Origin of the sequence: Chromobacterium fluminis (assembly GCF_011602385.1) — a bacterium.
GTDB classification, from domain to species: domain Bacteria; phylum Pseudomonadota; class Gammaproteobacteria; order Burkholderiales; family Chromobacteriaceae; genus Chromobacterium; species Chromobacterium fluminis.
Genome location: NZ_JAAOMA010000013.1, coordinates 37,485 through 55,591, shown reverse-complemented (window position 1 = coordinate 55,591; position 18,107 = coordinate 37,485). Strand labels below are relative to the sequence as shown.

Below are 18,107 nucleotides of genomic sequence, written 5' to 3'. Positions count from 1 at the left end.
ACCAAGGAGATTCACACATGGCCAAATTCAAATGCCCGGAGGGCGTCAGCTCCGTCAGCGTGGGCGGCGAGCAGTTCAATGCCGACGATGACGGCTTCATCGAAGCGCACGACAACCTGGCCGGCCTGCTGGAACCGCACGGCTTCGCGCGCGTGAAAGAACCTACCGCGCCCCAGGGTGAGCCCGAGCAGGCCGCGCCGACCGATGGCGCCGTTACCGACACGGCCACCACCGGCACCGAAGAGCAAACCCAACCGCCGGCCCCGCAGCAGGAAGAACAGAAGCAGTCCCGCCGTAAGGCCGCCACCGCGCCCCAGGGTGAGCCCGAGCAGGCGCAGGAGTAAGCCATGCTGACCACACTGGAGAACGCGAAGGCGTGGCTGGAAATACCCGATAGCACCAGCGATGCCATGCTGACGCGGTTGATCATCGCTGCCAGCGAGTTCATCGAAAACTGGTGCGGCCGGCGCTTCGCCAAGCAGGAATACACCGAACGACGCGATGGCCACGGTAACGACGTGATGGTGCTGGGCGCGTGGCCGGTGTCCCAGGTATCCAGTGTGGTCATCGACGGCCATCAGGTGAACTTCGTCTTCGACAAGAGCAAGGTCGGGCTTGTCGGCGGCCATCGATTCACCCGCGGCCGCATGAACGTCCTGATCACATACCAGGCCGGCTATGACACAACACCGCAGGACATTGAGCAGGCGTGCATCGATCTTGTTGCTCTGCGTTTCCGTGAGCGTGACCGCATCGGCCACCAGTCCAAGAGCTTGGCCGGCGAAACCGTTACCTTCTTCATCGGCGATCTGTCGCCCGCGGCGCGCGGGGTGCTGACCCAATATCGAAAGGTGGTGCCGATATGATCCGCCACGAGATTGTGGGCGATAAGCAGACAATCGAGTTCCTGCGGCAGGCCCACCCGCAGGTGCAGCGCAACGTCGAGGCTACCATCGGCCGGCTGACCCTGAAGCTACTGGCGAAGGTCAAAGCTGAAAAGCTGTCCGGCCAGGTGCTCAACGTCCAAACCGGCCGCCTGCGGCGCTCGATCAACCGGCGCATCGCCGGCGCGGGGACGACCTCGATTGCCGGCTTTGTCGGCACCAATGTCGAGTACGGAAGGCGCTGGGAGCTGGGCTTTCATGGCACCGAGACCGTGCGAGAGCACCTTCGCCTGGTCAAGCAGGCCTGGGGCAAACCCATTGAACCGCGCATGGCCATGGTGAAGGCCCACAGCCGCAAGGTCGAATTGCCGGCGAAGTCGTTCCTCCGCTCTGCTCTGACGGAAATGGAAGGCGAGATTGTCAGCGCGCTATCTGAGGCGACGCGGAAAGGGATTCAACGCCGATGAACCGAGAGCATATTTACGCCGCGCTGTTTGAGCGGCTGAAAGCCATTCCCGGGCTGAGGACCACAAGCCGGCGCTTGAAGCAATGGGGGGATGTCGATTCCTCCCAGCAGCCTGCCCTGTTCCTGGCCCAAGGGCGGGAGACTGCAACACCTGGCGATCCCGCTCGAGGCGTTCCGACGAAGTGGCTTTTGCACCCGGAGGTCTATCTCTATGTGCGAACGACCGGCAACCAGGCGCCGGGCACCGTGATGAATCCGCTTCTTGATGCGATCGAGGCCGTGACCAAGCCCGACAACCCGATGCAGCGCGTCCAGACCCTCGGCGGCCTTGTTGAGCGCTGCTGGATCGAGGGCGACATCGAAACCGACGAGGGCACCCTCGGCGATCAGGCGGTGGCCATCGTGCCGTTCCGCATCCTGGCGACCTGACGGCGCCGCATTTTCACCAATCCAGCCCGGCCCCGCGCCGGGCTCTCTCGTTTATGGAGACTCCACAATGTCGCAATTTGGATTCGGCTCGGGCATCCTCTGGGCCACCCCGCAAAAAGACGCCCTGGGCAATGTCATCGCCAACCCGACGCCGATCATGGTCGGCGTGATGCAGGAAGGCAGCGTCGACATCAACTTCGAAAACAAAACGCTGCACGGCCAGAACCAGTTCCCGGTCGCGGTCGGTCGCGGCAAGGGCAAGATCACCGGCAAGGCCAAATTTGCCCAGCTGTTCGGCTCCATGTTCAACAGCATCATTTTTGGACAGACCCTCACCGGTGGCCTGGTGACCGCCAACTACGACACCGCCGGCCAGGCCATCCCGGCATCGCCGTCGCAGGTCACCGTCAGCCCGCCGAACGGGGGCACTTTTACGCGCGACTTCGGTGTCATCGGCAGCAAGGGCTTGCCGTTGAAGCGTGTCGCCAGTGCACCGACTGCCGGCCAGTACATGGTCGCCGCCGGTGGCCAGTACACCTTCGCGACGGCCGACGCCGGCAAGACGGTATTCATTAACTACGAATACACCGTCGACACCGCCAGCGCGCCGGATGCAACCAAGTCCACGGTAATGAACCTGCCCATGGGCTCCGCGCCGGCGTTTACCGCCGACCTGTTCATGCCCTACCAGGGCAACAGCATGAAGATCACGCTGTTCTCTGCCATTGCCGGCAAGCTGAGCCTGTCCACCAAGCAGGACGACTTCCTGGTGCCCGAGTTTGACTTCGAGGCCTTCGCTGACCCCATGGGCCGTGTCGTCGCTTATAGCCTGTCCGAGTAACCCACCAGCCCGGCCGCCGGCCGGGCGCTCTGGAGCGTAAAGCATGACCGAGATCGTCAAAGTCAAAGGCGTCCCCGTGACGCTGGGCGACAAGAAATACATCATTCCGCCGCTGAACCTGGGCGCGCTGGAGCAGTTGCAGGAGCGGCTTGCCGCGTTCACCGGTGGCATTGATGCCGCCAGCGTCGGCACGGTGCTGGATGCTGCGCATGCCGCGCTGCTGCGCAACTATCCCGACATCACCCGCGACGACGTCGCCGCCGTGGTCGACGTCGGCAACATGGGCGAGGTGATGGAAGCCGTCATGGACGTGTCCGGCCTCAAACGGAAAGCCATCGAGGCCGAGGCCGCCGCGGGGGAGCTGACGGGGAAGGGCTAGAGGGCTGGGGCGAGATTTACTCCCACATCATCGCCTGCACTGGCTGGAGCTGGGAATATATCGCCGAACACATGGACCTTCCCCGGCTTGAAGCCATGAACACCTACTGGCGCAATCACCCGCCCCTGCACCTGATGGTCGCCGCATATTTTGGCATCAAGCCTGAGCCAAAGAGCACGGCAGGAGGCCAACCCGATGACCAGCCCGATCTGGCCGCCTTGCTTGCCCAGTTTCCACAAGCTGGCGTGTAAGAGTAGAATTCTTTTGTCATTAAATGTGGATGCTGAAATGTCAAAAAAAGGATACTCCTCCATCGAATTTCTGATGGCGATCATTCTCTTCATTATTGGAGTTATTGCTATCGCGGCATTTAAAGGGTGCTCTAGCAAGGAGAAAGTCAATCAAGCGGACCAACAAGCATCACCGCCCGCCGTTGTAAATGACTACTGTGACTCAAGCACTTCTCCGCCATCAAAGGCATTTACTTTGGCCAAGTTCGCCGTAAAGGAAAATCTCAAGAACCCTGCAGATGCTGAGTTTGCAGGCATAGGAGATGCGAACATTGTGCGCCACTTTGATAAGCGCTGGCCCAAGTGTGGATTTGTGGTTAGCTCCTATGTTGATGCAACAAACAGTTTTGGTGCCAAGATCCGCAATCGCTGGGCGGTCTACATAGAGTGGCGCGGAGGAGATGACTATTCAGTGGATAAGGTCAAATTTCTGAAGTGATTTTTTTGTTAATCAAACCCGCCTCCCGGCGGGTTTTTCTATTCAAGGAACCATCATGCAGGAGCACGAGAAAGGTGTTCTGTACTTGGTCGTAATCGGCGCCGTAATTGGCCTGGGCAAGCTGCTCGTGAGCTCGGAAAAGATCACCGGCCGCCTGGCGCTGGGCCGGGCCATCCTGGGCGGCGCGACGTCCACCGTTGCCGGCGTCGTGCTGGCGCAATTTCCTACCATTCCTCTGCCTGCCCTCATTGGCGTGGGCAGCGCGCTGGGCATCCTTGGCGCCCAGTTCCTGGAAGCGTGGCTGAAGACCCGGGTCAACCAATTGGAGCAAAAACCATGAAAACAAGCGATGCAGGAATCACGCTGGTGAAGAGTTCCGAGGGCCTGAAGCTGGTCGCATACAAATGCCCGGCCGGCATCTGGACGAACGGCTACGGCCACACCGGCCCGGACGTTACGCCTGGACAAGTCATCACCCAGGCGCAGGCCGACGCGCTGCTGGCGCGCGACTTGGAGCGATTTGAAGCCGGTGTCGCGCGGCTGGTCAAGGTGCCGCTGAACCAAAACCAGTTCGATGCGCTGGTCTGCTTCAGCTTCAACCTGGGTCTCGGCGCGCTGCAAGGCTCTACGCTGCTGCGATTGCTGAACGCGGGCGACTACGCCGGCGCGGCCGCCCAGTTCCCACGCTGGAACAAGGCCGGCGGCAAGGAGCTGCCCGGCCTCACCCGGCGCCGCGCAGCCGAGCAATCCCTCTTTCAGGCCGCTTAACCAGCGGCCTTTTTCTTTTTGGTGGTCTAGATGAGCAACGATATCGAAGTTCGGATTGGCTCGCGCACGAGCGATCTGGAAGCCGGCATGGGCCGGGCAACCCGAGTTATCGCGGACTCGATGTCCGATATCCGCCGCCAGCTCGACGGCATCGGCAATATGTTCAACAGCGTCATCGGCCTGGCCGGCGGCGCTGGCCTTGCGATGCTTGGCCGGCAGGCCGTTGGCGTCATGTCCAATTTCGAACAGTTGGAGATCCGGCTCAACTCGGTGATGGGCAGCGTCGGCAAAGGCCAGGAGGCGTTCGCCTGGATTCAGCAGTTTGCCAAAGACACGCCGTATCAGGTCAACGAGGTCACCCAGTCTTTCATGCTGCTGAAGAACATGGGCATCGACCCCATGGGCGGCGCGATGAAGTCGATCGCCGACCGCGCGGCGCAGACTGGCGGAGGCTTCGAGACGCTGCAACGGATATCCCTCGGCCTCGGCCAAGCCTGGACGAAGGGCAAGCTGCAGGGCGAAGAGGCGATGCAGCTGCTGGAAGCCGGCGTCCCAGTCTGGGACATGCTGTCAAAGGTGCTCGGCAAGACCACAGCGGAAGTCCAAGAGCTCTCCTCAAAAGGCCGGCTCGGTCGTGATGTGCTGAAGGCCCTGATCGACGAAATGGGGCGTTCGTCCGAAGGCGCAGCGGAAGCCCAGATGAAGAGCCTGGGCGGCATGTGGTCGAACTTCATCGACAACATCGAAGGCGCGCTGAACCGCCTGCGCAAAGACGGTGCGCTCGATCCTCTGAAGTCGATGATGTCCGAGATGAACGCCGAGTTCGAAAAGCTCGAAAGCAATGGCACCCTTGCCCGCTGGAGCTCCGAGCTTGCCGAAAGCATCAAGGCGGTCGGCAGCGGCATGGCCAGCGCCAAGCAGTTTGTTTCGGAATATGGCGACCAGATCAAGTTCCTGGCCGGCGCCTATGTGACCCTGAAGGCGGCCCAGGCCGGCAGCAACATGGTCAGCCAGTTGACAGACGAGATGCGCGCGCGCGTTGCTGGGATGGCCGCCGCGAAGGAGAAGGCTGCCGCGGATCTGGCATCCGCAAATGCTACCAGCGTCGCAGCAAAGCAGGCTCTGCTGCTGGCTGAGAGCGAGAACACCGCCGCGCGCGCGGAGCTCCAGCGAGCCGCAGCCCAGGCGGAGAGCTGGCAAGCGGCCCTTCGTTCTGCAAAAGCCGAAACAGACCTGGCGGCGCGCACCCGATTGACTGCGCAGGCCCAGACCGAGCTGACCGCAGCCCTGGCCGCTAGAAACGCAGCAGTTGCCCGTGCGGCGACCGCAACTGAGGCCCTGGGCCGCGCCAATACGGCGGCCACTGCCAGCACGAAAGCCGCCACCGTTGCCCAGGTCGCTTTCGAACGTGCAACAACCGTTGCCGGCCTGGCGGCGCGCGGCTTCTCCACGGTCATGACCGCGCTCGGCGGTCCTGTCGGCATCGCCATCATGGCGCTTGTCGCCCTGGTGACCCACTGGGACGACGTCGCGGCCGCCGCCGGCAACGCCGCGGCCAAGTCGCGCAAGGCAGCCGACGACATCAAGCAAGCGCTGTCCGATGTCGACGTCTCGCGCATGCGCCAAGGGCTGAAGGAGGCCACGGACGAATACAACCGCCTCAAGCTGAAGCGGCAGACATCCGGCGGCAACCTGACCGTTGACCAGCGCGCACTCGGCGCAGCCGAGGATGAGGCCCGCGGCCGGATGCTGCTTTACCAGAAAGGCTTGGACGACGTCCAGAAAACTCAGGCCCAAAATGCCTACCAGCCAATCTTGGACAAGTACAAGGGGGAAGATCCGGAGTGGCGCAAGCAGCAAGAGGAGAAAAAGGGCGACAGCACCGCCAGCGGCCCGCCGAAGCTGCTCGACGAGAAGGAGAAGAAAAAGCGTAAGCCGAAGGAGGAGTCGCGCCTCAGCGAGTGGAACAACGAACTCGACTCGAAACGCCTTGATGCCGAAATGGCTGGGAGCAAGCTTTCTGCCCAGGCGGAGGCGGATTTCTGGCAGCAGAAGCTGGCGCTGACCAAGGCGGGCAGCAAAGAGCGCGAGCAGGTCGTGCGCCAACACACCCATGCGCTGCTGGCAATACAGCGCGAGGGCGACCGCAATGCGAAGGAACTGGAGCAGGCGCAAATGGACGCGCGCCGGCAAGCGCAAGACACTGCCTTGCAGATCGATGAAGCCGCCTACCAGCGCGAAGCCGAAATGCTTGGGATGTCGGCTCAAGAACAGGAATCAGCACTGATTGCTTTCGAGCAGCGCCGGCTTGAGATCAAGCAGTCATTCCTTGACCAGCGCATCGCGGCACTGGAGCGCGACCCGGACCACAACATCGCTGAGGTCTACCGACTGCATCAGGAGCGGGAGCAGGCCGAAATCCAGCACCAGGCCAGGCTTGCGGAGATCAGGGGCGCATCCGCAAAACCGGGATACGACCGCTGGCAGGGTGCGGAGGACGACACGAGCAGCATGTACGAGGACGGACTTCAACGGATGCTGCAAGGCACCCTGTCGTTCAAGCAAGCAATTCAGGGTGTTTGGGCAGAGATTGGGCGCATCATGGTGCAAAACTTGGTGTTGAGGCCAGCCGCCGAACTTGCCGGAAAATACACACGGGAAATAGCCCAAGAAAGCGCTCATCATGCAGCCTTGTTCGCCATCGAGCAGGGATGGCTTACCAAGAAGCTGGCGATCAAACTGGGCCTGATCAAGGCGGACGCCGCCGCCACCGCAACGGGGGAAACCGTCAAAACCGGCGCAGTCGCCGCGGGCGAGGCGGCTCGAACTGGGGCGACGGCAACCGGCACGCTCGCGCGCCTGGGACTCAAGGCAATGGAAGCGGTGAAGTCCATCATGCTCAGCGCCTGGGAGGCCATGGCCTCAGCATTCAAGGCAATCGTCGGAATCCCCTATGTCGGACCAGTCCTTGCTGTTGGCGCTGGTGCGGCGGCCTTTGCAGCCGTATCTGGAATCGCAAGCAGGGTCAAATCCGCACGCGGAGGCTACAGCATTCCGCGAGGCGTCAACCCGATGACCCAACTGCACGAAGAGGAAATGGTGCTGCCGCGCGGTGAGGCGGCTGTAATTCGTGGGCTGGCAGGCCGTGGCGGTGGCGCCGGCAGCGGCGAAGAACCCGCCTCTCCCTCTTCGGTTTTCCAGGTGACCTACAACGACCACAGCGGCAAACTGACCCAGCAGGATATCGACGACAATGCCCGGAAGATTATGCGGGCGCTGGAAAAACAACATCGCAACTTTGCAAGGAGCAAGCCATGAGCAACGTCATCACCTTCCCTAGCCATGCTGCCCGTGATTGGGCAGGAATTGAGCGTTTGCTGCGTGAGGTGATCCTTGAGGGCGGCGGCGACCAGGATCTTTTCGGCTTTGTTGTACGCCGCTTGAAGGCCGACTACCACGCTCTTGCGCAAACATTACCCGTCCCGGTGCCTGATGGCATGGCAGAAGCCGCTGAAACGATTAATGCCTTTCACCAAGAGAACACCGCCAAGCTGCTGTTCAGTCTCTCCAAGGCTTATATCGAGCTGTACCAGCATGGGGCGCGCTGATGTCGAACGCCATCTTCCCAACCTTCCCCGGCTTGGCCTGGGGGGTGGTCAAGGCTCCGCAGTTCACGACGCGCATTCAGCGCGCCGCCAGCGGTAGAGAGCTGCGAGCGTCCTTGACCGCCTACCCCACGTACACGATCCGGCTGTCATTCGAGTTCCTGCGCGCTGACGAATTCCAGCAGCTGCTGGGCTTCTTCCTGGCGCGGCGCGGCGCGTGGGACTCGTTCCTGTTCACGGACCCTGATGACTGCCAGGTGACGGACTATCGGATCGCCGCCGGCGACGGCAATCGCAACCTGTTCCAGCTGCTTCGCCCCTGCGGCAGCTTCATCGAGCCAGTCGAGAACGTCAACACGATAACCGAGGTCCGTGTCGGCGGCGCGGCGAAGGTCCAGGGCCGGGACTACACCGTCACGCCTACCGGCATCCTCGTCTTCAACCCGGCGCCAGGGCCTGGCCAGGATGTGACGTGGACGGGGAGCTACTACTACCGGTGCCGCTTCAAAGACGACTCCGCCGATTTCTCAAAATTCATGCAACAGCTCTGGGAGTTCAAGAAGTGCGAGCTCGTGGGGGCGACTGGAAATAAGGTCTGACACATGCGCAATGCAAGCCCTGCCCTGCAGGCCCTGCTGAATTCCGGCAGGGCTTTTTTCATGGCCGATCTGTACACCTTCACGCTGGTCGGCGGCGCCATTGTCCGGTACACGAGCGCCGACGTGGACCTTGCCGTCAATGGGCAGTCGTTTTCGTGCAAAGGGCCGCTATTCAAGCGCGGCCGCACGCGCCTGACTCTGGGCCTGGAAGTGGACACGCTCGACCTGACCCTGTACGCGGACAGCACCCACACGATCAACGGCGTGCCGTGGCTACACGCCGCGCGCGTCGGCGCGCTTGATGCTGCGGCCGTGCGCCTGGAGCGCGTGTTTGCGACCGACTGGACCGATACCAGTGCCGGCAGCATCCTCCTTTTCGAGGGGCGCATCGCCGACGTGAAGCCGAGCCGCACGGAACTGCGCTTGACGGTGAAATCCGAACTGGAGCTGCTGGACACCCAGATGCCGCGCAACCTCTATCAGCCTGGTTGCCTTCATACCCTGCACCAGGGCGGTTGCGGCATCTCGAAGGAGGCATTTGCCATCAACAGTACCGTCAACGGTGGCAGCACCGTCAACCGGATCAACTGCTCGCTGACTCAGGCTGCCGGCTATTTCTCGCTGGGGACCATCCGCTTCAACAGCGGCCCGAATGCCGGCGTGATCCGGTCTGTGAAAGACTACAGCCCCGGCGTTGTGACGCTGTCCGCCCCGCTGGTAATGCAGTGCAACCCGGGCGACAGCTTCACGATCTATCCCGGCTGCGACAAGACCAAGGCAACCTGCCAGTCCAAGTTCAACAACGTGATCAACTTCCGCGGCCATCCGTATGTTCCGGCGCCGGAGACTGTGCTGTAATACGCATTCTGGGTAAAAAGGAAAGTTGAACATGATTGAAATGAAAATCGTTTTAGGCGGTGGTCTTGGCCCCGAAGATGCGGTGGCCTCTCTCGAAAGCTTGGTGAACTCCCATATCAGAGAAGGGTGGGAGATGCACGGGCAAGCCTTCATCATCCCAGATGATCGGGATATCGGAGGGAATCAATATATCTCAATGGCCCAACAAATGATCATGCGTCCGCGATAACCGCACTTCCTTTTTCAACAAAGCGCCTCCGGGCGCTTTTTTTATTGCCGATCGCCATGCACAAAACCGAGCAAAAACAGCGTGCCGCCGTGGTGGCCGAGGCCATGACCTGGCTGAACACGCCATACCACCACCAGGGCAACGTCAAGGGAGCCGGCGCCGACTGCGCCTTCCTGCTGATCCGCGTCTTTCATGCCTGCGGCCTGCTTCCCGACATTGACCCGCGCCCCTACCCGATGGACTGGCACCTGCACCGCGGTGAGGAGCGATATCTCCGCTGGGTTGAGGAATACGCCAGGCCGGTGGAAACGCCTCAGCCCGGCGACATCGTGGTCTACAAGTTCGGCCGCTGCATCAGCCACGGCGCGATCGTCATTGACTGGCCCACCATCCTGCACGCCTACGTCGGCGAGGGCGTGGTGCTGACCGACGCGGAGAACACCCCGCGCCTACAAGACAGGCAGGTCGGCTTCTATTCGATTTGGGAGAAATAAGCATGGGTGGAATGTTTGGAGGGGGCGGCACCAAGATTTCGACCAGCGCCCCGGTCGTGTCCAGCCTGCGCATGCAGACCTCTGCCTATGGCCGGGCCATACCCTTGCTCTACGGCAAGGCTCGCGTTGCGTCCAACGTGATCTGGTACAGCGACTTCATATCGATTGAGCGCCGCAGCACACAAAGCGCCGGCGGCAAAGGCGGCGGTGGCGGCGGCACGACCGTCGAATCGATCTCGTATACCTACCAAGTCGCTATACAGCTCGGCTTGTGCGAGGGCCCGGTGCGCAGCGTCACAAACTCCTGGGTCGGCAAGAAGGTCGGCACCATCGATCACTGGAACCTGTCCCAGTTCAATGGCAGCTACAGCCAGCAGCCCATGGGCTATGTCCAAAGCCGCCATCCTGACCAGGCTCTGGCATACCGCGGCACTGCCTATGTTGGCACCGGCGTCTTTGAGCTGGGTGAAGATCCGACGTTGCCGAACATGACGTTCGAGATCGACAGCGGCTTCGGCTTCTCCAACGACATCCGCGACGCCAACCCGCGCGACGTTGTGATCGACTTCAGCACGAACCCCTATTACGGCGCCGGCGTACCTGCGTCCAAATTCGGCGACCTCAAGCCTTTCTCCGATTTCTGCATCGCGAACGGACTGTTCATTTCTCCGGCGTACACCGAGCAAGAGCCCGCGCACGAGATCCTTGCGCGCCTGTTCCGTCTGACCAACAGCGGCGTGTACTTCAGCGAGGGCAAGATCAAGGTCGTGCCCTATTCCGACACGGCGGCATCCGGCAACGGCGTCACCTTCACCCCGAACATGACCCCGGTCTACGACCTGACCGATGACGACTTCCTGGCCAGCGGCAGCGAAGACCCGATCCTCTGCACCCGTGCTGCCGCATCCGATGCTCATAACTCGGTGCGCGTGAAGTTCTTCAACCGCGGCAACAGCTACAACGAGGAAGTGGCCGAGGCCAAGGATCAGGCCAGCATCGAGCAGTTCGGACTTCGCACGCTCGAAGTCGAGCTGCATGAAGTCGCCGACGCCGGCGTCGCTCGTCTGGTCGCTCAACAGATCCTGCAGCGCAGCCTGTACGTCCGGAACAGCTACGAATTCCGCCTGGGCTGGAAGTATGCCCTGCTTGAGCCGACCGACCTCGTGACCCTGACCGATGCGGCGCTTGGCCTGGACAAGACCCCCGTCCGGATTACCGAGATCGAGGAAGACGAAGACGGCGAGCTGCTGGTGCGCGCCGAAGAAGTGCCGCTGGGTTCTGTTGGCGCTACCCGCTATCCGACGCAAAACGGGGATGGGTATTCGTCGAACTACAACATGCCTGCCGGCCCGGTGAGCCAGCCCGTTATCTTCGAGCCGCCGCTGTCGCTGGCCGGCGCGCCGCAGATCTGGATTGCCACCTCCGGCGGCAAGAACTGGGGCGGCTGCGACGTTTGGGTGTCCGACGACAACGCCACCTATCTGCGCATCGGTCGTATTGTTGGCCGCTCGCGCCATGGCGTGCTTGCCTCCAAGCTGGACAATGGCCCTGGCGTTGACACCGTCAACAACCTCCGCGTTGACTTGTCCGTGTCCGGCGGCGCGCTGCTTGCGGCAACCCAGCAGAACGCCGAAGAGCTGGTTACCCTCTGCTATGTTGATGGTGAGCTGTTGGCATACCGCGACGCGACGCTGACCGCGCCGAATCAATACGACCTGGGCTATCTGGTGCGTGGCGCTCACGGCACCGTCATCAGCAGCCATGCGGCCGGCAGTAAGTTTGCCCGGCTGGACCAGGCCCTGGCCAAGTTCCCATACGACAAGGCCAAGGTCGGGAAGACCGTCTACATCAAGTTCCAGTCGTTCAACATTCACGGTGGCGGCGTAGAAGACCTGTCCACGCTGACCCCGGTGACCTACCAGATCACCGGCGCGCCGTTGGCGGATGTCACCGGCCTGGCGCTGGAGCAACCTTTCATCGGCCGCAGCTGCAAGATCAAATGGAACCCCGTCGACGGCGCCGCAAACTACACCGTTGAGGTGTGGGCCGGCACGCCGCAGACCCTGCGCAGGTCGGCATCGGTAGGCGACGCCCGTCGCTTCGAATACAGCTGGGAGGATGGCAAGGCCGATGGCGGGCCATGGCGTCAGCTCGTCTTCCGCGTGCGCGCCACCAGCCAGACCGGTGCCTCGGGCAACTGGGCAACCTTGGTTGCATCCAACCCAGTGCCGGCGGTGCTGACCGGCGTCTCGGTGAACCCGGGCTTCAAGTCCGCATTTTTCTCATGCAATCAGCCTGCCGACACGGACATTACCGGCATCCGGATCTGGATGTCGGCCACGTCGGGCTTTTCGCCTGCTGACGACTGCCTGGTCTATGACGGGCCGGACTTCTTCACCACCCTGTATAAGCTGTGGTCTGGCGCCGAACTTGCCGCTGGCACCACCTACTATGTCAAAGCCGCGGCATACGATAGCTTCGGAAAGGATGGGCTCAATATCTCCAGCGAGGTCGCCGTTACGCCGGTATCGGTCGCCGGCGGCATCAAGCCAGGCGAGATTGAAGCCGAGATGATCAAAGCCATCGACGCTTCGAAAGTGGTCGGGACGCTGAAGGACTGGCAGATCGATGCAATCAACGCGCTGAAGATCACCGGACAACTGGGCGATGCCCAGGTGTCTGGTCTGTCTGTTGAAAAGCTGGTCGGCCAGGTCAAGCTGGCGCAGTTAGCTGGTGATGTTCAAGGCCCGCTAAACAGCGCTGTCAGCACAGCAAACCAGGCACTTGTAAAGGCGAATGAGTCCGCCAGCGCGACCACGGTCCAAAAGCTGCAAGCAGCCGTCGGCCAGCGCCGACGCATGCTGTTGCGCTCCAGCGGATTCAACGATCCGCAGCGTGATAGCGGCCTGTGGGTCGATGATGTGAAGGTCTTGGCCGGCGGCCTGGGCTACACGCTAGCGACGATCAATGAAGCGGGAAACGTCGTGGCGTCGGCCAAATTTGATTTTCAGTCTGACGAGTCTGCCCAGGCCGCAGCAAACTGGCTCAATGCTGTGCCTACAGGAACTTCCGTATTCGTCTATACGGACGAGGACGCATGGGCGCGGCGTCTGAAAAGTGGCTTCCCGGACGCGCTCTACCGCGTCGGCGCCAGCAAAGCCATCTTCGGGAATCCAGCGTTCAAATCCAGATCGGCATACCTGCTTGTTGGCCGTGCCGGCGTTGGAGAAGGCAGCGGCTTTGAAATGTATGCCGGAAAAATATTCAACGATCCGGCTTCGCGCGTAGAGCTGAAGTTTGACTGGCTCAATGGCAGCCCCATGGGACTCGGTAACAATGCGCTCGGCTCACTGCTTCAGACCAACGTCGACAGCGCGCTGACGCGGGTGAGCTGGGTTGAAGCCGCGATGAACGACAAGGCCGCGGCCAGCGACCTGACGTCGCTGCGGTCCGAGTTCGCCGGCAACAAAGCCACTGTTGACGAGCGGCTGACCACACTTGCAGACAAGAGCCAAGCGCTCTCCAGCAATGTTGAAACCGTCAATGCTCGTGTCGGCACCACCGAGGCAAGCGTTACCCAGATCCAGCAAGCCCAGGCGACGCTGGACGGCAAGGTCTCCAGTAAGTGGGGGGTGGTGCTGGGCGCTGCGCAAAGTGACGGACGGCAGAAGCTGGCAGGCATTCAAGCATTCAATGACGGTACGGTTTCCCAGTTCGTGATCACCGCAGATCAACTGCTAATTAATCCTGGCGAAAGTTTGATACCCGATCCAAATTATTACCAGCTTGATTGGTGGGGACGGCCAGGCAACTTAATAGAAGTTGATACTGCTGCCGGCTGGGCACGTAGCACGCGCAGACTTCGTTTAGAAGTCGGTTCGCAAAATGAATCTATTAGCAATAAATTCGTTCTCGAACCCGATGCGACCTATCGCCTAGAGGTCGAAATATATGGTAATTCGGCTCAAGGCGGCATAGCGGTGATGTTACATATGCCTGGAGTCAGTTGGTGGTCATTCGACGGTGGTGGTAATGATGTTTACCTCACCATGTCTCAAAGTGGGAATCGGACATTTTCTAGTACAGTGAAAATACCGAGGAGTATCACATTTAACTGGGGCCAGATCAGGATCAAGCACTCCATCACATCGGGTAGCTATGTGATTGGCTTGATCTCAGTTACTCGTGTCTCAGGGTCAACCTTAATCGAAAATGGAGCAATCACAACCGATAAAGTGGCGGCCAATGCGGTCACGGCGGACAAGATCGCAGCCAACCAGATTACTGCGACTCACATCGTCGTGGGATCGTTGACCGGCGACCGCCTTGCCGCCAATAGCATCACCGGCGACAAGGTCCAGGCCGGTGCGATCACGGCCAATCACATCGATTCGCGCGGCCTTACAATCAAGGACACTGCGGGCAACATCATTTTCGGCGCTGGCCAGAATCTCGACGTTAACCGAGTGGCCGGACTGGGAAGCTTGGCGAGAAAGTCGCAGGTCGCCGCCAGTGACATGGCGGTCGGTCAGTTGTCCGCGATCACGGCCAACATCGGGGAAGTGACTGCCGGGATCATGTATTCCAATGACCGGCAGAAGTATTTCAACCTCGACCCAAGCCGTAGTCCTGCAATGATGTTTGTCCCCGGCGCGGTGCAGATCAACTTCGACGGCTCGGGCTATTTCGCCCGCACCATCGTATCTGCTCCGGACGTTCGCGCCAGCGGCGTTGCATGGGTGAACTCAGGCTGGGTTGGTGGTAGTGGGACGTGGACCACCTTTATCGATACCGGCGTGAACTTGCCCAGCGGCTGGTCAACTGCTTCGTCCGACATGTTCCAAGCCTCTGCCACTATCGCCGGCGGCAACAGCCAGTCCGGCGGGGCGATGGGTTACACATCGGTCGAAGTCGTGCACGGTGACGGCTTGCTTGCCGGAGCCGCGAACAGCCCAATCGATAACCGGATGTACATCAAGTTCACATGGAACGGCGCTGGCACGTCAGGCGGGGTGATCAACATCACCCGCATCGACTGGAAGCTTGTTCGGGTCTGACCCTTTTTTCCCAACAGCAGCACCCTTTGATAGGAGACTCTCATGAAGCCTCTGGCTTTTCTATTGCCGATCGTATTTGCAGCATCTGCGCATGCTGTCGAAATCACTCCGAGCCTTATCGCGGCCACAACCAGATGGCAGCAAGGCGGAAGCATTGCAGACCCTGGCGCCGGCGTGGCGCTCAACATACGGCTGCAAGATGGGCCGGAACTTGGCGCGGCATACATGCAGCACCGGCTGAACGGCTCGGTTGAGCATGTTGTCGCATTCGGCCCGCGCTGGCAGACAGCAGGCCGGTGGCATGTAGGCGCCAGCCCTCAGATAGTGGGATTGCAGTACGAGGGCCGCACCATCGCACGCCCTGCCCTGACGCTGACTGGCGGTTACAGCGGCTATCACCTTGACCTGATGCTCATGCCAAAGAGCAACCGGCCGCCCGGTGCGTGGCTGTGGATCAGGACAGACCTTTAAGGCCGGACTTCCGGCCTTTCTCTATGGAGGTGCTTATTCATGAATTGGATCAAAGCTGCGGCGGCCTTGCTATTGGCCGCCGTTTTACTTTTCGCCGGCTGGCATTACCGGTCGGCGCTGGCCGAGCGTGACACAGCAGCACAGCGCGCCGAGGCGTCGGAGCGGGAGGCGGCAGGAGAGAAAGCGGCCAGGGCCACTGAGCAAAAAACAGCTCGCAGCGACAACGCGGCCGCGGCCGCTTATCAGGAGGAACTTGAGAATGGAAAAGTTGAATTGCAGGGTTCTATTGCTCGTCTGCGCGCTCAGCTCCGGCTGCGCGACCAGCGCCCCGCCGGCGGCGGAAATCTGCCCGAAACTTCCTCCGGCGCCGGCCAGCGTGATGGAGAAGCAAGCGCCGAATTTTCTGGAGCGCAGCGAGAAAAACTTGCAGCAGCTCTTGAGCGATTTGGGATTGAGCAGTACTCAATCGCCAGCGACTCCGACAAAGCTGCAAAAGGACTCGGCACCTGCCAGGTGATTCTGGCCGGCGACCGCATCGGCGTCGAGTGATGTCTATGCTGGAATCTGGACACAACCGGATTCCAGCATGCCCCCCGAAGAGATTCTTGAACGCGCGGCAATCGCGTTTGACCACCTGGGCCGGAGCAAAACCTTAACCCTCGGCCAGGGCGCGCGGATCGTCGCATCGTTTCGCGGCGTTGAGCCGCTATGCGGCGACCTGTTCCCTGCCGATGACCGGCAGCTTGAGTTGGCTACGTGGATGCTGATGCTGATATCTGACCTGGATGGGGTGATGAGACGATACCGCCAGCTGGGGCTGGCTGGTGAGACGCGAATGGCAGATGTGCCATTGCTTCAAGACGCGATCAAGGAACGCTATAGAGTGGTTATGGACGGCAGGCCGGCCAAGCCATTTTGATGTGGCGGATTTGTACCGCGCACTTTTGAGGAAAACAGCAAATGTGACGAAACCGCGCCTCAGCGCAGTTGTGCTGAGCAGTACTGTGACGCAGCGTGCCGTAACTTGCGTGTAGGCAAAAGGCGCAAGTCGTTGATTTTAATACAATTATAGCAAAACAATCGGACTCGAAATCAGGCGTACGTGCGAGCGTACCGAGGGTTCGAATCCCTCCCTCTCCGCCAGACCAGACATTGAAGCCCTGAGCCATCAGGGCTTTTTTGTTTTGTTCTTCCGCTTCTCCCCCGCTCCGTTTGCGCCTACCATTACAGCCTTCCGCACCTGTCCAAGCCGCAGCCGCATGAATCATCTGGTCAACTACGTCAACGCCATCCTGAACGCGCCCTCCCCGCGCCGCGCGCGCCTGGACGGCTCAAGCCGGAACCGTTGGACGGATCAGGGCTATACGGTCGTTGCAGAGCAGTCCACCTATGTTTTCGACGATGGCGCAATGATCCAGCGGACGACGGAACAGGACGATTACCCGGCCGAGGCCGCCTGCGCCGAGTGCTGGATTCGTTACGAAGTCGTCCGCCAGCCGCCCGGCGACGCCATCCAGCCCGGCCATATCTGCTTCAACAACGCCTGCCGCGAAGCTTTCTGGCGGCGCTACTTCTCTCCGGAGCCGCCGGCCGCGCCTGCTTGCAGGCCTTGCCCCCCGCCAAAGCCGCTGGCTTGACCCTCCATCCCCAATCAGTAACAATCGCCGCGTGCCGCCTCATTCTGCGGCATTTGGGTGTAGCAGCTCATAAAGCCATAGCCTCGCCATAGTCCCCGCCTTATCAAAGGCAGGCGCTGGCGGGGAGGCGCATTCGTGCGCCTGCCGGAGCTATGGCCGGTCTGCTACCCTCGTCATCCGCCTGCCAAATCCGCGTAGCAGCGAGGGCAGGCCCAGCCATAGGAGCCTTCCGATGACGCACCAAACCCGGCGCTATCGCGCCCTGCTGTCTCCCTCTCTTCCCCTGAATGCGCTGCTCTCCGAATTGCGCTCGTTCTACAGCGTGGCGCCGGCCTCGCTGAAACGGCTGGAAAGCCGGCTATACGCCCGCGAGCAAAGCCTGAGCAGCGCCATACGCGATCTGCGCAAGGGCCACGAAAGCCTGCGCGCGGTATTGGCGCTGCTGGAGCAGGCCAAGGAACAGCCCTGCCCCTGCAATGTGCTGCATCTGACGCTGGAACCGGCGCAGCAGTGGTTGCAACACGGCCTGGACGCGCTGCAGGCGCAGCCTTGAAAGTGTCCGCGTAGGACTGACGCCGCGGCAGCGCGCGAGTAAGGCCACGTCCGGAAGCGCGCCGTTTCAATGTTAATACTGTCTTTGGAATGGGCTGCGCGCGCGAGT

Annotated in this window: 22 protein-coding genes; 21 read left to right on the top strand and 1 reads right to left on the bottom strand. The window is 61.1% G+C overall.

Features of this window, described 5'->3' with window-relative positions; genetic code table 11:
• Positions 1–17 precede the first annotated feature (17 nt).
• The 6 genes from HA052_RS11025 (at position 18) to HA052_RS11000 (ending at position 2,999) form a co-directional block, all read left to right on the top strand.
• Positions 18–344: a hypothetical protein gene (locus tag HA052_RS11025; protein ID WP_166451977.1), complete on the top strand. Its 327-nt coding sequence runs from the start codon at positions 18–20 to the stop codon at positions 342–344.
• 3 nt (positions 345–347) lie between these two features.
• Entirely contained in the window at positions 348–866 is a 519-nt protein-coding gene (locus HA052_RS11020) for a head-tail connector protein (RefSeq protein ID WP_166451976.1), read from the top strand.
• Positions 863–1,351: an HK97 gp10 family phage protein gene (locus HA052_RS11015; protein WP_166451975.1), complete on the top strand. Its 489-nt coding sequence runs from the start codon at positions 863–865 to the stop codon at positions 1,349–1,351. The genes HA052_RS11020 and HA052_RS11015 overlap by 4 nt, the downstream gene beginning before the upstream one ends.
• Positions 1,348–1,779 (top strand): hypothetical protein, encoded by a 432-nt coding sequence (locus HA052_RS11010; RefSeq protein ID WP_166451974.1) that lies wholly within the window; start codon positions 1,348–1,350, stop codon positions 1,777–1,779. Before HA052_RS11015 ends, HA052_RS11010 begins: the two co-directional genes overlap by 4 nt.
• A 67-nt stretch (positions 1,780–1,846) precedes the next feature.
• On the top strand, positions 1,847–2,620 hold the full coding sequence (locus tag HA052_RS11005) for a hypothetical protein (protein WP_166451973.1): 774 nt from the start codon (positions 1,847–1,849) through the stop codon (positions 2,618–2,620).
• A gap of 43 nt (positions 2,621–2,663) precedes the next feature.
• On the top strand, positions 2,664–2,999 hold the full coding sequence (locus HA052_RS11000; protein ID WP_166451972.1) for a hypothetical protein: 336 nt from the start codon (positions 2,664–2,666) through the stop codon (positions 2,997–2,999).
• Here HA052_RS11000 and HA052_RS10995 read toward each other — a convergent pair.
• On the bottom strand, positions 2,996–3,334 hold the full coding sequence (locus HA052_RS10995; RefSeq protein ID WP_166451971.1) for a hypothetical protein: 339 nt from the start codon (positions 3,332–3,334) through the stop codon (positions 2,996–2,998). The genes HA052_RS11000 and HA052_RS10995 overlap by 4 nt on opposite strands.
• Between HA052_RS10995 and HA052_RS10990 the strand changes: the two genes are divergently transcribed.
• The 15 genes from HA052_RS10990 to HA052_RS10920 all read left to right on the top strand — a co-directional run bounded on the left by HA052_RS10990 (position 3,324) and on the right by HA052_RS10920 (position 17,999).
• Entirely contained in the window at positions 3,324–3,728 is a 405-nt protein-coding gene (locus tag HA052_RS10990) for a hypothetical protein (RefSeq protein ID WP_166451970.1), read from the top strand. The genes HA052_RS10995 and HA052_RS10990 overlap by 11 nt on opposite strands.
• A gap of 55 nt (positions 3,729–3,783) precedes the next feature.
• Positions 3,784–4,068 (top strand): phage holin family protein, encoded by a 285-nt coding sequence (locus HA052_RS10985; protein WP_048408939.1) that lies wholly within the window; start codon positions 3,784–3,786, stop codon positions 4,066–4,068.
• Positions 4,065–4,496 carry a lysozyme gene (locus HA052_RS10980; protein WP_114154663.1) on the top strand — a complete coding sequence of 144 codons (432 nt, stop codon included), beginning with the start codon at positions 4,065–4,067 and terminating at the stop codon, positions 4,494–4,496. Before HA052_RS10985 ends, HA052_RS10980 begins: the two co-directional genes overlap by 4 nt.
• 30 nt (positions 4,497–4,526) lie before the next feature.
• Positions 4,527–7,814 (top strand): tape measure protein, encoded by a 3,288-nt coding sequence (locus tag HA052_RS10975; RefSeq protein ID WP_166451969.1) that lies wholly within the window; start codon positions 4,527–4,529, stop codon positions 7,812–7,814.
• The gene (locus tag HA052_RS10970) at positions 7,811–8,104 is read left to right on the top strand and encodes a hypothetical protein (RefSeq protein WP_081545947.1); all 294 of its coding nucleotides are present in this window, start codon (positions 7,811–7,813) and stop codon (positions 8,102–8,104) included. The genes HA052_RS10975 and HA052_RS10970 overlap by 4 nt, the downstream gene beginning before the upstream one ends.
• A complete protein-coding gene (locus HA052_RS10965) occupies positions 8,104–8,700 on the top strand; it encodes a DUF2460 domain-containing protein (protein WP_166451968.1) in 597 nt (198 codons plus the stop codon). The genes HA052_RS10970 and HA052_RS10965 overlap by 1 nt, the downstream gene beginning before the upstream one ends.
• Before the next feature lie 3 nt (positions 8,701–8,703).
• Positions 8,704–9,558: a phage/gene transfer agent baseplate hub protein gene (locus tag HA052_RS10960; RefSeq protein WP_166451967.1), complete on the top strand. Its 855-nt coding sequence runs from the start codon at positions 8,704–8,706 to the stop codon at positions 9,556–9,558.
• Between the two features lie 31 nt (positions 9,559–9,589).
• Positions 9,590–9,787: a hypothetical protein gene (locus HA052_RS10955; RefSeq protein WP_166451966.1), complete on the top strand. Its 198-nt coding sequence runs from the start codon at positions 9,590–9,592 to the stop codon at positions 9,785–9,787.
• 56 nt (positions 9,788–9,843) lie between these two features.
• Positions 9,844–10,281 carry a C40 family peptidase gene (locus HA052_RS10950; protein WP_114154653.1) on the top strand — a complete coding sequence of 146 codons (438 nt, stop codon included), beginning with the start codon at positions 9,844–9,846 and terminating at the stop codon, positions 10,279–10,281.
• A 2-nt stretch (positions 10,282–10,283) separates the two neighbouring features.
• Positions 10,284–15,338, top strand: a complete 5,055-nt coding sequence (locus tag HA052_RS10945) for a phage tail protein (protein WP_166451965.1) — start codon at positions 10,284–10,286, stop codon at positions 15,336–15,338.
• Positions 15,339–15,380: 42 nt separating this feature from the next.
• On the top strand, positions 15,381–15,809 hold the full coding sequence (locus HA052_RS10940; RefSeq protein ID WP_166451964.1) for a hypothetical protein: 429 nt from the start codon (positions 15,381–15,383) through the stop codon (positions 15,807–15,809).
• 39 nt (positions 15,810–15,848) lie between these two features.
• The gene (locus tag HA052_RS10935; protein ID WP_166451963.1) at positions 15,849–16,358 is read left to right on the top strand and encodes a hypothetical protein; all 510 of its coding nucleotides are present in this window, start codon (positions 15,849–15,851) and stop codon (positions 16,356–16,358) included.
• A gap of 37 nt (positions 16,359–16,395) precedes the next feature.
• Positions 16,396–16,728 (top strand): hypothetical protein, encoded by a 333-nt coding sequence (locus tag HA052_RS10930; RefSeq protein ID WP_166451962.1) that lies wholly within the window; start codon positions 16,396–16,398, stop codon positions 16,726–16,728.
• 340 nt (positions 16,729–17,068) lie between these two features.
• Complete coding sequence (locus HA052_RS10925) at positions 17,069–17,446, top strand: hypothetical protein (protein WP_166451961.1); 378 nt, start codon at positions 17,069–17,071, stop codon at positions 17,444–17,446.
• Positions 17,447–17,678: 232 nt separating this feature from the next.
• Positions 17,679–17,999 carry a hypothetical protein gene (locus HA052_RS10920; RefSeq protein WP_166451960.1) on the top strand — a complete coding sequence of 107 codons (321 nt, stop codon included), beginning with the start codon at positions 17,679–17,681 and terminating at the stop codon, positions 17,997–17,999.
• Positions 18,000–18,107: the final 108 nt, after the last annotated feature.

Coding starts and splice junctions, on each gene's coding strand:
- HA052_RS11025 (WP_166451977.1), top strand. CDS start 18: ATGGCCAAATTCAAATGCCCGGAGGGCGTCAGCTCCGTCAGCGTGGGC.
- HA052_RS11020 (WP_166451976.1), top strand. CDS start 348: ATGCTGACCACACTGGAGAACGCGAAGGCGTGGCTGGAAATACCCGAT.
- HA052_RS11015 (WP_166451975.1), top strand. CDS start 863: ATGATCCGCCACGAGATTGTGGGCGATAAGCAGACAATCGAGTTCCTG.
- HA052_RS11010 (WP_166451974.1), top strand. CDS start 1,348: ATGAACCGAGAGCATATTTACGCCGCGCTGTTTGAGCGGCTGAAAGCC.
- HA052_RS11005 (WP_166451973.1), top strand. CDS start 1,847: ATGTCGCAATTTGGATTCGGCTCGGGCATCCTCTGGGCCACCCCGCAA.
- HA052_RS11000 (WP_166451972.1), top strand. CDS start 2,664: ATGACCGAGATCGTCAAAGTCAAAGGCGTCCCCGTGACGCTGGGCGAC.
- HA052_RS10990 (WP_166451970.1), top strand. CDS start 3,324: ATGGCGATCATTCTCTTCATTATTGGAGTTATTGCTATCGCGGCATTT.
- HA052_RS10995 (WP_166451971.1), bottom strand. CDS start 3,334: ATGATCGCCATCAGAAATTCGATGGAGGAGTATCCTTTTTTTGACATT.
- HA052_RS10985 (WP_048408939.1), top strand. CDS start 3,784: ATGCAGGAGCACGAGAAAGGTGTTCTGTACTTGGTCGTAATCGGCGCC.
- HA052_RS10980 (WP_114154663.1), top strand. CDS start 4,065: ATGAAAACAAGCGATGCAGGAATCACGCTGGTGAAGAGTTCCGAGGGC.
- HA052_RS10975 (WP_166451969.1), top strand. CDS start 4,527: ATGAGCAACGATATCGAAGTTCGGATTGGCTCGCGCACGAGCGATCTG.
- HA052_RS10970 (WP_081545947.1), top strand. CDS start 7,811: ATGAGCAACGTCATCACCTTCCCTAGCCATGCTGCCCGTGATTGGGCA.
- HA052_RS10965 (WP_166451968.1), top strand. CDS start 8,104: ATGTCGAACGCCATCTTCCCAACCTTCCCCGGCTTGGCCTGGGGGGTG.
- HA052_RS10960 (WP_166451967.1), top strand. CDS start 8,704: ATGCGCAATGCAAGCCCTGCCCTGCAGGCCCTGCTGAATTCCGGCAGG.
- HA052_RS10955 (WP_166451966.1), top strand. CDS start 9,590: ATGATTGAAATGAAAATCGTTTTAGGCGGTGGTCTTGGCCCCGAAGAT.
- HA052_RS10950 (WP_114154653.1), top strand. CDS start 9,844: ATGCACAAAACCGAGCAAAAACAGCGTGCCGCCGTGGTGGCCGAGGCC.
- HA052_RS10945 (WP_166451965.1), top strand. CDS start 10,284: ATGGGTGGAATGTTTGGAGGGGGCGGCACCAAGATTTCGACCAGCGCC.
- HA052_RS10940 (WP_166451964.1), top strand. CDS start 15,381: ATGAAGCCTCTGGCTTTTCTATTGCCGATCGTATTTGCAGCATCTGCG.
- HA052_RS10935 (WP_166451963.1), top strand. CDS start 15,849: ATGAATTGGATCAAAGCTGCGGCGGCCTTGCTATTGGCCGCCGTTTTA.
- HA052_RS10930 (WP_166451962.1), top strand. CDS start 16,396: ATGCCCCCCGAAGAGATTCTTGAACGCGCGGCAATCGCGTTTGACCAC.
- HA052_RS10925 (WP_166451961.1), top strand. CDS start 17,069: ATGAATCATCTGGTCAACTACGTCAACGCCATCCTGAACGCGCCCTCC.
- HA052_RS10920 (WP_166451960.1), top strand. CDS start 17,679: ATGACGCACCAAACCCGGCGCTATCGCGCCCTGCTGTCTCCCTCTCTT.